Annotated in this window: 11 protein-coding genes and 1 tRNA gene; 9 read left to right on the top strand and 3 right to left on the bottom strand. The window is 63.8% G+C overall.

Annotated features, from left to right (window positions below; genetic code table 11):
* Window positions 1-89 precede the first annotated feature (89 nt).
* Window positions 90-1,502 (bottom strand): magnesium transporter, encoded by a 1,413-nt coding sequence (gene mgtE, locus CK227_RS21030; protein WP_095773000.1) that lies wholly within the window; start codon window positions 1,500-1,502, stop codon window positions 90-92.
* 426 nt (window positions 1,503-1,928) lie between these two features.
* Between mgtE and CK227_RS21025 the strand changes: the two genes are divergently transcribed.
* The 8 genes from CK227_RS21025 to CK227_RS20990 all read left to right on the top strand — a co-directional run bounded on the left by CK227_RS21025 (window position 1,929) and on the right by CK227_RS20990 (window position 10,153).
* Window positions 1,929-2,549 (top strand): response regulator transcription factor, encoded by a 621-nt coding sequence (locus CK227_RS21025; RefSeq protein WP_095773001.1) that lies wholly within the window; start codon window positions 1,929-1,931, stop codon window positions 2,547-2,549.
* 123 nt (window positions 2,550-2,672) lie between these two features.
* Window positions 2,673-3,863, top strand: coding sequence for an aminotransferase class V-fold PLP-dependent enzyme (locus CK227_RS21020; protein ID WP_095773002.1), 1,191 nt, complete (start codon window positions 2,673-2,675; stop codon window positions 3,861-3,863).
* 11 nt (window positions 3,864-3,874) lie between these two features.
* The gene (locus CK227_RS21015) at window positions 3,875-4,852 is read left to right on the top strand and encodes a CoA ester lyase (RefSeq protein ID WP_095773003.1); all 978 of its coding nucleotides are present in this window, start codon (window positions 3,875-3,877) and stop codon (window positions 4,850-4,852) included.
* Window positions 4,853-4,871: 19 nt separating this feature from the next.
* Complete coding sequence (locus tag CK227_RS21010) at window positions 4,872-6,056, top strand: malate--CoA ligase subunit beta (RefSeq protein ID WP_095773004.1); 1,185 nt, start codon at window positions 4,872-4,874, stop codon at window positions 6,054-6,056.
* A gap of 14 nt (window positions 6,057-6,070) precedes the next feature.
* Entirely contained in the window at window positions 6,071-6,970 is a 900-nt protein-coding gene (sucD, locus tag CK227_RS21005; protein ID WP_095773005.1) for a succinate--CoA ligase subunit alpha, read from the top strand.
* Window positions 6,971-7,191: 221 nt separating this feature from the next.
* On the top strand, window positions 7,192-8,046 hold the full coding sequence (locus CK227_RS21000; RefSeq protein WP_095773006.1) for a MipA/OmpV family protein: 855 nt from the start codon (window positions 7,192-7,194) through the stop codon (window positions 8,044-8,046).
* A 17-nt stretch (window positions 8,047-8,063) separates the two neighbouring features.
* Window positions 8,064-8,831 carry a response regulator transcription factor gene (locus CK227_RS20995; protein WP_179296438.1) on the top strand — a complete coding sequence of 256 codons (768 nt, stop codon included), beginning with the start codon at window positions 8,064-8,066 and terminating at the stop codon, window positions 8,829-8,831.
* Window positions 8,828-10,153 carry a HAMP domain-containing sensor histidine kinase gene (locus tag CK227_RS20990; protein ID WP_095773007.1) on the top strand — a complete coding sequence of 442 codons (1,326 nt, stop codon included), beginning with the start codon at window positions 8,828-8,830 and terminating at the stop codon, window positions 10,151-10,153. The genes CK227_RS20995 and CK227_RS20990 overlap by 4 nt, the downstream gene beginning before the upstream one ends.
* An 87-nt stretch (window positions 10,154-10,240) precedes the next feature.
* Here the strand turns inward: CK227_RS20990 and CK227_RS20985 are convergent.
* Window positions 10,241-10,325 (bottom strand) — tRNA-Leu (locus tag CK227_RS20985).
* 235 nt (window positions 10,326-10,560) lie between these two features.
* Here CK227_RS20985 and lipB point away from each other — a divergent pair.
* Complete coding sequence (lipB, locus tag CK227_RS20980; protein ID WP_095773008.1) at window positions 10,561-11,304, top strand: lipoyl(octanoyl) transferase LipB; 744 nt, start codon at window positions 10,561-10,563, stop codon at window positions 11,302-11,304.
* Window positions 11,305-11,324: 20 nt separating this feature from the next.
* Here lipB and CK227_RS20975 read toward each other — a convergent pair whose 3' ends face one another.
* The gene (locus CK227_RS20975; RefSeq protein ID WP_095773009.1) at window positions 11,325-12,575 is read right to left on the bottom strand and encodes a site-2 protease family protein; all 1,251 of its coding nucleotides are present in this window, start codon (window positions 12,573-12,575) and stop codon (window positions 11,325-11,327) included.
* Between the last annotated feature and the right edge of the window lie 165 nt (window positions 12,576-12,740).

Genomic DNA, 12,740 nt, shown 5'->3' with positions numbered 1-12,740 from the left:
CTCCCGTCCCGAACCAAACCCTTGCCCGCCGGAATCGACATGGCCCCCGCACGAGCCTCGCACGGCATTTACGTAAAAGTCAATTGAGGCTACCTGACGCCGAACCACCAGCTTGCGAGGCCGAGGAAGGCGAAAAAGCCGACGCAGTCGGTGACGGTGGTGACGAAAACCGCCGACGCCACGGCCGGATCGATCTTGAATCGGTCGAGCATGAGCGGGATCAGGATACCGGCAAGGGCGGCCGCGAACATGTTGATGATCATCGCCGCGCCGATGATCCCGCCCAGATTGGCATCACGAAACCACAGGGCGGCGACGATGCCGATCAAAACGGCAAAGACAGCGCCATTGATGAAGCCCACACCCACTTCGCGGCGGATGATTCGGGCGGCGTTGTAGATGTCGAGATCCTTCGTCGCCAGCGCCCGCACGGTGACGGTCATGGTCTGCGAACCGGCATTGCCGCCCATGCCGGCGACGATCGGCATCAGCACGGCGAGCGCCACGATCCGCTCGATCGTGTGGTCGAACAGCCCGATCACCGATGCCGCCAGGAATGCCGTGACAAGGTTGACGAGCAGCCAGGGAACCCGCGAACGCGAGGTTGCAAACACCGTGTCGGAGAGTTCCTCGTCGCCGACGCCGCCCATGCGCAGCAGATCTTCCTCGGCTTCCTGCTGAATGACGTCAACGACATCGTCGATGGTCAGCACGCCGACCAGCCGTTCGTTCTCGTCAACGACGGCGGCCGACAAGAGGTCGTACTGCTCGAATTCGCGCGCCGCCTCTTCCTGATCCATGGTCGCCGGAATGGCGTGGCGCGTCTCATGCATGACATCCTCGACCTTGACCGCGCGCTTGGTGCGCAGGATCTGGTCGAGATCGATGGCGCCGACGAGCTTGAAGGTCGGATCGATGACGAAGATCTGGCTGAAACGGTCGGGAAGGTTCTTGTCCTCACGCATGTAGTCGATGGTCTGGCCGATGGTCCAGAACGGCGGCACCGCGACGAACTCCGTCTGCATGCGCCGCCCGGCGGTCTCTTCGGGATAGTCCAGCGAACGGCGCAGCCTGATCCGTTCGGTGAACGGCAGTTGCGACAGGATCTCGTCCTGGTCTTCCTTTTCAAGGTCTTCGAGAATGTAGACGGCGTCGTCGGAATCGAGTTCCTGCACCGCCTGCGCGATCTGCGCATTGGGCAGGTGATCGACGATCTCCATGCGGATCGCCTCGTCGACCTCGGTCAGCGCGGAGAAGTCGAAATCGGCGCCCAGCAGTTCGACCAGCGCGCGCCGCTGTTCGGGATGCAGCGCCTCGATCAGGTCGCCGAGTTCCGACTGGTGGAGATGGTCGACTTCATGCTTGAGGGTCAGCGTATCGCGGTCGGCGATCGCGGCGCCGATCTGGGCAAGGAAGGACGAAAGGACCGCACCGTCCTCGCCATAGATATCAGCGTGGATGTCGTCGGCCGCCTTGGCGGAGATCGTCTGCTTGTCCTCCAACAGCGCCTCCCGCCATTCCCGGAAAAATCGTGTCTCAGGTCTAGAGCATCGGACCTTAAAGCGGAAACCGGTTTCGCGAAAATTCGATGCACCTCGCCTGCAGACGCGATTCGATTTGAGAACTTATCGCTCTAAGGCATGGAATATCAAACGAAACGCTGGTTCCATGCCACGTGGTGAGCGTATCGCCGGATGTCTGCCCTGGCGGCGCCTGTCCCATCAGCAACCAGCGAATCGTGGCTTCAGACGGCGCGACAGCCGATGTCGCTGGGGAAAGAGCACCCCCGCGCGATTGGGGCAGAATTGTCATGGTGCGGGTCCAGGCCTGAAGCCTGACCTTTGAGTTGCGGCACAACCACCCCAGGACAAAAACGGCCCTTGAACAGCAAGCCCGGGAAAACGAGCAAGGCAATTGGCGACCGGCGCATGCGCATTGTCGTCGCCGAACGCAATCCATTCGTCATATCGGCGCTGCGCGAGATGCTCGAATGCGATGGCCGGTTCGACTTGTTGGGCAGCGTGCAGAGCGGCAAGCAATTCCTGGATCTGGCGGCGAAGGGCGGATTCGACGTCGCAATCATCGGCTGGAAGCTCGCCGACATGGACGGCGCGGATGTGCTGGCCGAGGTCCAGAGCCGCAAGCTCGACGTGCGCATCACCGTCTTTTCCAACGACCATGACATCGGCATCCTGAAGCAATGCGTACGGCTGGGAGCGCAGGGCTATTGTTTTCAGTTCGACGATCCGGCCATCATCTTCGACACGATCCTGGCAGTGGCGCATGGCCGCATCTGCATCCCCTATATCGACATCAACAAGGTCAACGACACGCCGCTCGCGCAGCTCACGGTGCGTGAGCGCGAGCTGCTGGCGGTGCTTTCCGACGGCTGGACCAATCTGCAGATCGCCACGCGCACCGGCATTTCCGAGAACACGGTGAAGTACCACCTGAAGAATCTCTACGACAAGCTCGACGTCCGCAACCGGGCGATGGCCGTCGCGCTCTATGCGCGCGAGAGGCGCACCCAGAAGCAGCCTTTCGGGTAGGCCAACCGGGTAGGCCCGCCCCACCCGCTCGCGGCGAGATCTTACCCGCCAAGGTGTTGTTGGCTTTAGCCGTCGAAACGAAACTCCCCCCACCGCTTTGCTGGATCAGGAGGAGTTCGCACCATGGCCGGTTTCACCCATCTCTTCATTCCCGGACCGACCAACATCCCCGAACAGGTCCGGCAGGCGATGAACCTCCCAATGGAGGACATGCGCGCCGCATCTTTCCCGGATCTGACTTTGCCGCTGTTCGAGGACATCAAGACAGTCTTCAGGAACGAGACCGGCCGCGTCTTCATCTACCCGTCCTCGGGCACCGGCGCCTGGGAAGCGGCGATGACCAACGTGCTCAGCCCCGGCGACCGCGTGCTGATGTCGCGCTTCGGCCAGTTCTCGCATCTGTGGGTCGACATGGCCGAGCGCCTCGGCTTCGAGGTCGATGTCATCGACTGCGAATGGGGCACCGGCGTGCCGCTCGAGCTCTATGCCGAGCGGCTGAAGGCGGACAAGGCGCACCGTATCAAGGCCGTCTTCTGCACGCAGAACGAGACGGCGACCGGCGTGACCAGCGATGTCGCCGGCTGCCGCGCCACGCTCGACGATGCCAACCACCCTGCCCTGCTCTTCGTCGACGGCGTGTCGTCGATCGGCTCGATCGATTTCCGCCAGGAGGAATGGGGCGTCGACTGCGCCGTCAGCGGCTCGCAGAAAGGTTTCATGCTGCCCGCCGGCCTCGGTTTCCTTTCCGTCAGCAAGAAGGCGCTTGTCGCTTCGCGAACCGCCACCCACCGGCGCTGCTTCTTCTCCTTCGAGGACATGATCCGCGCCAACGATGCCGGTTATTTCCCTTACACGCCGGCGACGCAGCTGCTGCGCGGCCTGCGCGCCTCGCTCGACCTGATCGCCGAGGAAGGGCTGGGCAACATCTTCGCCCGCCATCATCGCCTCGCCGAAGGCGTGCGCAAGGCGGTCGACGCCTGGGGCCTGAAACTCTGCGCCAAGGCGCCGAAATGGCACTCCGATACGGTCAGCGCCATTCTGGTGCCGGAAGGCATCGACAGCGCCGACATCGTCAAGCGCGCCTACCGTACCTACCAAACCTCGCTCGGCGGTGGCCTCAACAAGGTGATGGGCAAGGTCTTCCGCATCGGCCATCTCGGCTGGCTGAACGAGGTGATGGTGCTCGCCTCGCTGTCGGCGGCCGAAATGGCGCTGCTCGATTGCGGCGTCAGGCTGGCGCCGGGCTCCGGCGTCGGCGCCGCCATCCAGCATTTCCGCGCCTCGGCCGCCGTGCCGGTCGCCGAAGCCGCCTGAGGGAGCCGACGATGAGCCACACCATCAACCATTTGAAGAAATTGCGGCTGCAGCGCAGCGAGCTGGCGGTTCCCGGCTCCAGCCCGGAAATGATCGACAAGGCAGCCAACAGCGCCGCCGACTTCGTCTTCCTCGACATCGAGGACGCGGTCGCCCCGCCCGACAAGGAACGCGCCCGCAAGAACATCATCCAGGCGCTCAACGACATCGACTGGCGCGCCAAGGGCAAGACCGTCTCGGTGCGCATCAACGGGCTGGATACGCACTACATGTACCGCGACGTGGTCGACGTCATGGAACAGGCCGGCGACCGCCTGGACACCATCCTGGTGCCGAAGGTCGGCGTGCCGGCCGACCTCTACATGGTCGAGGCCATGGTCAACCAGATCGAGATGGCCAAGGGTTTCAAGACCCGCGTCGGCCTCGAAGCGCTGATCGAGACGGCGCTCGGTATGGCCAATGTCGAGGCGATCGCCGCGACGCCCGGCCGGCTGGAAGCCATGCATTTCGGTGTCGCCGACTATGCCGCAAGCTGCAAGGCGCGCACCGTCAACATTGGCGGCCTCAACCCCGACTATCCCGGCGACCAGTGGCATTTCGCCCTGTCGCGCATGACGGTTGCCTGCAGGGCCTATGGCCTGCGCGCCATTGACGGGCCGTTCGGCGATTTCTCCGATCCCGAGGGCTACATCGCCGGGGCCAAACGCGCCGCGGCGCTGGGCATCGAAGGCAAATGGGCGATCCACCCCTCGCAGATCGCGCTCGCCAACGACGTCTTCTCGCCGCCGGAAAAGGAGGTCGCGCGGGCCAGGCGCATCCTTGAGGTGCTCAAGGAAGCCGAGGCTCTGGGCAAAGGCGCCGCCGCACTCGACGGCAAGATGATCGACGCCGCGTCGGAGCGCATGGCGAGGAACGTTCTGGTGGTCAACGAAGCCATCGAACGCGCCGGCCAACTTAACCAACGGGAGCCGCGCGTCGCCGCGCATTGAAAGTTACGGGAGGACAACAATGGACATCCACGAATATCAGGCCAAGGAACTGCTCGCTCGCCACGGCGTGCATGTGCCGCGCGGCGGGCTGGCCTACAGCCCCGAACAGGCGACCTACCGGGCGCGCGAGATCGGCGGCGGCAAATGGGTCTTGAAGGCGCAGGTTCATTCCGGCGCGCGCGGCAAGGCCGGCGGCATCAAGCTGTGCGCCAATGACGAGGAAATCTCCAGCGCCGCCGAAGCCATGCTCGGGCGCAAGCTGGTGACGCAGCAGACCGGACCGCGCGGCAAGCTGATCTCCAGGCTCTACCTCGAGGAGGCCGTCGATATCGCGCAGGAACTCTATGTCGGCTTCGTGCTCGATCGCAAGGAAGAGCGCGTCATGATCGTTGCGTCGGCCGCCGGCGGCATGGAGATCGAGGACATCGTCGAGAAGGCCCCCGATTCCATCCTGCGCACCACGGTCGATCCCGGCGTCGGCATGCAGCGTTTCCAGGCCCGCGAGATCGCCTTCGGGCTCGGCCTCGACCACGACCTGATCGGCAAGGCCACCGAGACCATCTTCAGCTGCTACCAAGTGTTCCGCGACTACGACGCCTCGATGCTCGAGATCAATCCGCTGGTGGTGACCCGCGACGGCAATCTCGTGGCGCTCGACGCCAAGATGTCGTTCGACGAGAACGCCCTGTTCCGGCGGCCGGAAATCTCCGAACTGCGCGACAAGAGCCAGGAAGACCCGCGCGAAACCTTCGCCAGCGACCGTGGCCTCTCCTATGTCGGCCTGGACGGCAATATAGGCTGCATCATCAACGGCGCCGGTCTCGCCATGGCGACGATGGACATGATCAAGATCGCCGGCGGCGAGCCGGCCAACTTCCTCGACATTGGCGGCGGCGCCTCGCCCGAGCGGGTGGCGAAATCCTTCCGGGCAGTGCTGGGCGACAAGAATGTCGAGACCATCCTGGTCAACATCTTCGCCGGCATCAACCGCTGCGACTGGGTCGCCGAGGGCGTTGTCAAGGCGATCCGCGAGGTCGGCGTCACCGTGCCGCTGGTGGTGCGGCTCTCCGGCACCAAGGCCGAGGAAGGACGCCGCATCCTGGCCGATTCCGGCGAGGCGGTGATCGTCGCCGACACGCTGGCCGAAGCCGCCGAAAAAGCCGTCGCCGCCTGGCGCGCGGCCGCCAAGAAAAAAGCAGCCTGAGGGAGGTCGAGAAAATGGCAATCCTGCTCAACCGCAGCACCCGCGTCATCGTCCAGGGTTTCACCGGCAAGATCGGCAGCTTCCATGCCGAGGACATGAAACGCTACGGCACCAAGCTGGTCGGTGGCGTCACCCCCGGCAAGGGCGGCCAGACGCATCTCGGCCTGCCCGTCTTCAACACGGTCAAGGGCGCGGTGCGCGAGACCCGCGCGGAGGCGAGCATCGTCTTCGTGCCGCCGCCCTTCGCCGCCGATTCGATCATGGAAGCCGCGGATGCCGGCATAAAACTCTGCGTCTGCATCACCGACGGCATCCCCTCGCAGGACATGATGCAGGTCAAGCGCTACATGCGCCGCTACCGCTACGAGGACCGCATGCGGCTGATCGGCCCGAACTGCGCCGGCATGATTACCCCTGGACAGGCGCTGATGGGCATTATGCCCGGCAACATCTACTTGCCCGGCCGCGTCGGCATTGTCGGCCGCTCCGGCACGCTTGGCTACGAAGCCGCCTCGCAGATGAAGGCGCTCGGCATCGGCGTGTCCACCAGCGTCGGCATCGGCGGCGACCCGATCAACGGCTCCTCCTTCAAGGACATGCTGAAACTGTTCGAGCAGGACGACGAGACCGACGCCGTGGTGATGATCGGCGAGATCGGCGGACCGCAAGAGGCGGAAGCCGCGATTTGGGCACGCGACAACATGCGCAAGCCCCTGATCGCGTACATCGCCGGCCTCTCCGCCCCGAAAGGCCGCCGCATGGGCCACGCCGGCGCCATCATCTCCGCCTTCGGCGAGTCGGCGCAAGAGAAGGTCGAAATCCTGAAGGAGGCAGGCGTCATTATCGTGCCGACGCCGTCGTCGTTTGGCGAGGTGGTTGCCGATACGCTGGCGCGGATGAAGAAGGCGGCATAACCTCCACCAACACTCGGCCCTGCGGGCCGTTGCCGGGCACGGGGCGGGACCGGAATACGCCGCCCAATGGTCTCTTCCAAACATTCGAGCGGCCTACAGGAGCCAAGATCAGGCCAAGATTGCGCAACAAGACTTAACATCACTTCACGCATGCAGCCATTTTCACCTGAAATAGTCCGGATCATCGGGGGCTCTTACTGCCTCTCTGCTCTGGAGCATGCATGTTCAAAATGGTTTCTAGACTCTTCGCCGGCCGGGCCTCTCTCGCGGCGATGGCAATCCTGTTTTCAACGCAGTCGCAGATCGCGCAGGCGGCGGACGCCATCGCCGTCGACACCGAGGATCTGACCCCGCCGCCCGATCCTTCGCGTTTCGGGCGCTTCGAACAGAAACTGGCCGACTGGCATGTCGTGCTGGGCGGCGGCGCCATCATCGTCCCCAAATATGAGGGCAGCAACGAGTTCAAGGTCATGCCGGTGCCTTTCATATCGGCGACATTCCTCGACACGGTGAGAATCGATCCGACGGGCGCCAACATCGCCCTCTATCAACACGGGCCGTTCGAACTCGGCGCGCGGCTTGGGTACGACATGGGCCGCAAGGAGGACGTTGCCGATCATCTGCGCGGCCTGGGGGATGTCGACATGGGCGCGGTCGTCGGCGCCAAGGCGGCGGTGAAATTCGGTCCAGCGGAAATCTTCGCGCAACTGGACAAGACCATCGGCGGCAGCGACGGCGTGCAGGGCACGCTTGGCATCGAGGTGACGCGGCCGCTCTCCCAATCGTTGATTGTCGGCGCCGGCGCATCGGTCATCTTCGCCGACGAGAAATACATGCAGGCCTATTTCGGCGTCACGCCGGAGCAGTCGGCTCGCTCAGGGCTGGCGCGTTATGATGCCGGCGCCGGGTTGAAGCGCGCCGATTTTTCGATTTCCGCCACATATATGCTCAATCGGAACTGGATGGTGCGTGGCCAGGCGGGGGTCGGCATTCTTATGGGGGACGCTGTCGACAGCCCTGTTGTCGCCGACAAGGTCCAGCCCTCGGGGATGCTTCTCGTCGGATATCGGTTTTGATGGCCACACATAATACAATGCAGGCCGCGCTAGGCTCCAGCCGGATCGATCTGGACGCCGAGTTCAAATCGCCGAGGCAAGGCCCGTATATCCTCATTGTCGAAGACGATATCGAGATCGCCCGCATGCTCGGCGAGACGCTGACGGAAAACGGCATGATCGTGGAAATCGCCGCCAACGGCGTCCGCATGAACGCCGCGCTTCGCAACCAGAAATTCGATCTCATCGTGCTCGACATCATGCTGCCTGGCGAGAACGGTCTCAGCATCTGCCGCCGGCTTCGTGCGCAAACGAACGTTCCGATCCTGATGCTGACGGCGCTTGGCGAGGAAATCGACCGCATCTTCGGACTGGAAATCGGCGCCGACGATTACGTGACCAAACCGTTCAGCGCGCGCGAACTGACGGCAAGGATAAGGGCGTTGCTGCGCCGCACGGCTTACGCTCCCGACGAACGCGACCGCACAAAGGTGCTTCGCTTCAACGGCTGGCGCCTCGATCCCGTTCGCCGGCAACTGCATGATCCCAGCAATGCGCGGGTTGCGACCACGACGCATGAATTCGACCTGCTGCTGGCGTTCTGCCGCAATGCGGGCCGGGTTCTGTCGCGCGAGGAGCTTCTCAGCGTCACCCATGCCGGGCTTGCCGGCCCGATCGAGCGAAGCGTCGACGTCCATGTCAGCCGGATCCGCCAGAAGATCGAAAAGGACGCGCGCGATCCGGTTCTTCTCAAGACTGTACGGCTGGGTGGCTACATCTTCACCGCCACGGTGGAGGAAGCGTGAGGCGCTTGGTCCGCCGTTTCCTGCCGCAGTCGGTGCGTGGGCAGTTCGCGGCGATCATTTTCATCGCGGTGATCGCGATCATGTCCGTCGGATCGGTCGTCGAGGGTTTGATAGCGAATATCGACCTTCCTGTCGTTGAAGATAGCGCCAGGCGGGCTGCGGTTGTCGCTGCCTTGTTGCGCGAAACGCCAGCCGAAGCCCGCGGCGCCGTTCTGGCCGCGGCGACACGCGCGGGCTTTGATTTCAAGATCCTGCCCAGGCAACAGATCAGCGATATTCCAGATTCCTATCTGCAATGGCGAAGCATCGGATGGCTTCTCCAGATCGAGAGCGGCTCGATCCCTGGGCGCTGGAAAAGGATCGGCGGCCAATACGCGTTTGTCATCGATCTGGACCGGCAAAGCGTCCTGGCGCATTTCGGCATGCCCGATTCCTGGCGGACATCAGGCTTCGTCCGTGTCTCGTTCTACAGGTTCATGGCTTTCATCGCCTTGCCCGTGCTGATCTGGCTGTTTGCGGTCTGGGCCGTGACGGAGCCGTTGAAGCGCATCTCGAACGCAGTGGGGGAAGCCGAGATCGAGAATGGCAACGAGCTTTTCGCCGAGCGCGGCTCCATCGAAATGGTCGGCCTGGCGCGCGCGCTGAACAGGATGCGAACGCGCATCCGCACCATGATCGAAAACCGCACCCGCATGCTGCGCAGCGTCAGTCATGATCTGCGCACGCCGTTGACCCGGCTGCGGCTTCGCGCCGAGCGCATGGATGACGGCCCCGTTCGAACCGGCATATTGTCCGACGTTCAGCACATCGAAGATCTGATCGACGAAACCCTGACCTATCTGCGCAACGACGTCTCGATGGAAAAGCTGCAGCGGGCCGACATTGCCAGCGTGCTGCAAACCGTCTGCGCCGAATTCTCTGATGTCGGGTTTTCGGTTTCCTATTCCGGGCCGGACAGGCTTCTGGGCTGGTGCAAACCAAATGCGCTGGCGCGCGCCATCACCAATTTGTGCGACAACGGGGTCAAATTCGCCGGCAACGTCACCGTCGCATTGACGCAGACCGACACGGCAGCGCGCATCGCGGTGGGCGACGATGGGCCTGGCATCTCGATGACGGCGCGCTCCCGCGTTTTCGAACCCTTCTTCAAGGAGGACATGTCGCGCGGCGTCGCGTCGAAACACGGTTTTGGTCTGGGTCTCTCGATCGTGGCTGACATCATCCAGGGCCATGGCGGCAAGATCGAGTTGCGCGACAATCAGCCAAGCGGCCTCGTCGTGACCGTCGATCTGCCGAATGGGCCAGAGGTCCGGCCCTTATAGGAAGGGCGGCGCGCCCTATTCAGGGTCTGATGATCCCAGATTGCCGGAGGTTATCTCAAGGCGTCCGAAGGCTTGCTTCAGGAAATTTGGTGCGGTCGAGAAGACTCGAACTTCCACGGGTTGCCCCACAGCGACCTCAACGCTGCGCGTCTACCAATTCCGCCACGACCGCACGTGGTAGGAGCCGGAACCGACCGGCTCGCGGCGTGTAGCAAATCGTCTCCGGCGAAACAAGTGCGCGATGCGCAATAATCTCAACCGATTGGCATATCGGCCCACAGGATCGGAATGAGCATGCGGAACTGGACGTTTGCACCCGATATCGCCATATGGAAGGCGGATGCATGTTGCCCAAAAGTGCGAGGCGGTTTTGGGATCGCGGCACGCACGAACAAAAACGAAGACCCATGACAGAACGCAGCCAGATCGCCACGTCGTTCCTGCCTCTCCCCGGATCGGCGCCGGTCGAGTGGCGCATCGAGCCAGGCCTGACCGCCTACCCCGATGCGCTGGCCTTCATGGAAGCGCGGGCCGAGGCGATCCGCAGCGGGGCCGCCGGCGAAATGGTCTGGCTGGTCGAGCATCCCCCGCTCTACACCGCAGGCACCAGCGCCCGCATCGAGGACCTGATCGAGCCCGATCGCTTTCCGGTCTTTGCCGCCGGGCGTGGCGGCGAATACACCTATCATGGGCCAGGCCAGCGGGTCGCCTATGTCATGCTCGACCTGAAACGGCGGCGCGAGGACGTGCGCGCCTTCGTTGCCGCGCTCGAGCAGTGGATCATCGGCACGCTCACCGCTTTCAACGTGCGCGGCGAACGCCGCGAGGACCGGGTTGGCGTCTGGGTGGTGCGGCGCGATCGCCCTGCCCTGCCGGACGGCTCGCCGGCGGAGGACAAGATCGCGGCAATCGGCATAAGGCTGCGGCGCTGGGTGAGCTTTCACGGCATCGCCATCAATGTCGAACCGGAGCTCGAGCATTTCGGCGGCATCGTGCCATGCGGGGTTCAGGACCACGGGGTCACCAGCCTCGTCGACCTCGGCCTGCCCGTCGGCATGGCCGATCTGGACCTGGCGCTGAAATCAGCCTTCGAGGATGTTTTTGGTCCCGTGGCGGCTTTGCCGGCCAAGGCTGCCCGCAAGACGGGTTGATGCTTTCGGGCCCAACCAGTTCAGAGCAACTGCGCCGACGCCCACAGAACGCCGCAGCCATGGATGACGAACACCGCCAGCAGCGCGCCGGCGATGGCGAAGCGGTCGAAGGTACTGATAGGCTTCAGCTCGTAACGCGGCTTTACCCCGCTGCCCATCGTCAGCAGGCTGAGGATTGAAAAGACCGCTCCGGTCGCCAGCAGGAAGCCGGAGGAAAAGCCGGCCTGCCAGCCCACCGCCAGGAACGCCGAGAGCAGGAAGAACGAGGCCAGCGCCAGCACGACCGGCCCCGGGCAGATCTGGCGCAGCACCTGGCCGCCGTCGAACTTCCACACCGGCACCAGATTGGCGATGTTGAACAGGGCCGCACAGCCTGCCAGCGCCGCCAGCAGCGCTGCAGCGCCCTTATGCCCCTCGCTGCCGGCCAGCGCGCTGGCGGCGATGACGATCGGCACCAGGAAGGCGGAAAAACCCGCCCCCATCAGCGCCACGAAGGCCACTTCGAAACGGCTGTTGTAGGGCCGGCCGCCAATGGCGATGCCGCCGAGCAACGGGATGAAGATCATCCGCGCCTTGCGGTGGCCCATCAGTCGGAATGCCGCCATGTGGCCGAGTTCGTGCAGGGCCACGACGGACGTCAGGATGGCGGCCAGCGCTAGCCCGCCGAGATGGAGGCCGAAGAACGGCCACAGGATCAGTGCCGACAGCACGGCAAAGCCGACCTGGCTCAGCGGATGCTCGAACCAGCCGCCCTTGCGGTACTGCCCGGTCATCGCCCAACATTGCAACTTGGACAGTTCGCGGCGCATGGCGAAGTAGCGGAACACCAGAAAGGCAACGCCGCGGTAACGATCCGTCCGGCCAAGCGTCACCCGCGTGCCACTGCCTTCGGAAACCAGCTCTGCGGTTTCGCGATAGTCTTTCCAGAACGAGGCATCGAGCGCGGTATCCTCGAGCACGCGCATCGAGAAGCGGCTGCCCTCGACGACATCGTCAAACCGCGCCCTGCGCTCGATCGGCTCGCCGTCGCGGCCTTCCCACGACAGCATGATGCGGGACACACCCTCCCCGTCCAGCGGCTCGGCCGACAGGATCTCGCCGGACCAGCCGGCATCGCTGCCAAGCGGCCACAGCGCCTGCCAGAGGCGCTGGCGGTCCATCGCAATCAACCGGCTTACCCTGACCGTGCGCAAACCAAGCGGCACGGTCATCAAGAGAAAGATCAGCCCGAGATTGCTGGCCACAAGAATGGCCGTGACGATGGGCGACACCTGAATGTTGCTCCCTGCCTGAGTGGCGCACCTTAGCGCCGCGGCGGCAAGAAAGGCTTAACGGGGAAGCGGGTTTCACCCGCCAGGAACCACGGCGGCGAGAGCCGCCAGATCACATGGCGCCGATCCAGATCGCCATGGAAATGAGGAAAGTGCTCATGCAAA

It is taken from the genome of Mesorhizobium sp. WSM4308, assembly GCF_002294905.1.
In the GTDB taxonomy this organism is placed as follows: domain Bacteria; phylum Pseudomonadota; class Alphaproteobacteria; order Rhizobiales; family Rhizobiaceae; genus Mesorhizobium.
Note: the sequence above shows the minus strand (reverse complement) of the source record. Positions and strands in the feature narration are given on the sequence as shown.

What these genes read in the sequence shown, in the direction of transcription:
- sucD (WP_095773005.1), top strand. Translation starts at nt 6,071, where the DNA reads ATGGCAATCCTGCTCAACCGCAGCACCCGCGTCATCGTCCAGGGTTTC.
- CK227_RS21010 (WP_095773004.1), top strand. Translation starts at nt 4,872, where the DNA reads ATGGACATCCACGAATATCAGGCCAAGGAACTGCTCGCTCGCCACGGC.
- CK227_RS20995 (WP_179296438.1), top strand. Translation starts at nt 8,064, where the DNA reads ATGCAGGCCGCGCTAGGCTCCAGCCGGATCGATCTGGACGCCGAGTTC.
- lipB (WP_095773008.1), top strand. Translation starts at nt 10,561, where the DNA reads ATGACAGAACGCAGCCAGATCGCCACGTCGTTCCTGCCTCTCCCCGGA.
- CK227_RS21025 (WP_095773001.1), top strand. Translation starts at nt 1,929, where the DNA reads ATGCGCATTGTCGTCGCCGAACGCAATCCATTCGTCATATCGGCGCTG.
- CK227_RS21015 (WP_095773003.1), top strand. Translation starts at nt 3,875, where the DNA reads ATGAGCCACACCATCAACCATTTGAAGAAATTGCGGCTGCAGCGCAGC.
- CK227_RS21020 (WP_095773002.1), top strand. Translation starts at nt 2,673, where the DNA reads ATGGCCGGTTTCACCCATCTCTTCATTCCCGGACCGACCAACATCCCC.
- CK227_RS21000 (WP_095773006.1), top strand. Translation starts at nt 7,192, where the DNA reads ATGTTCAAAATGGTTTCTAGACTCTTCGCCGGCCGGGCCTCTCTCGCG.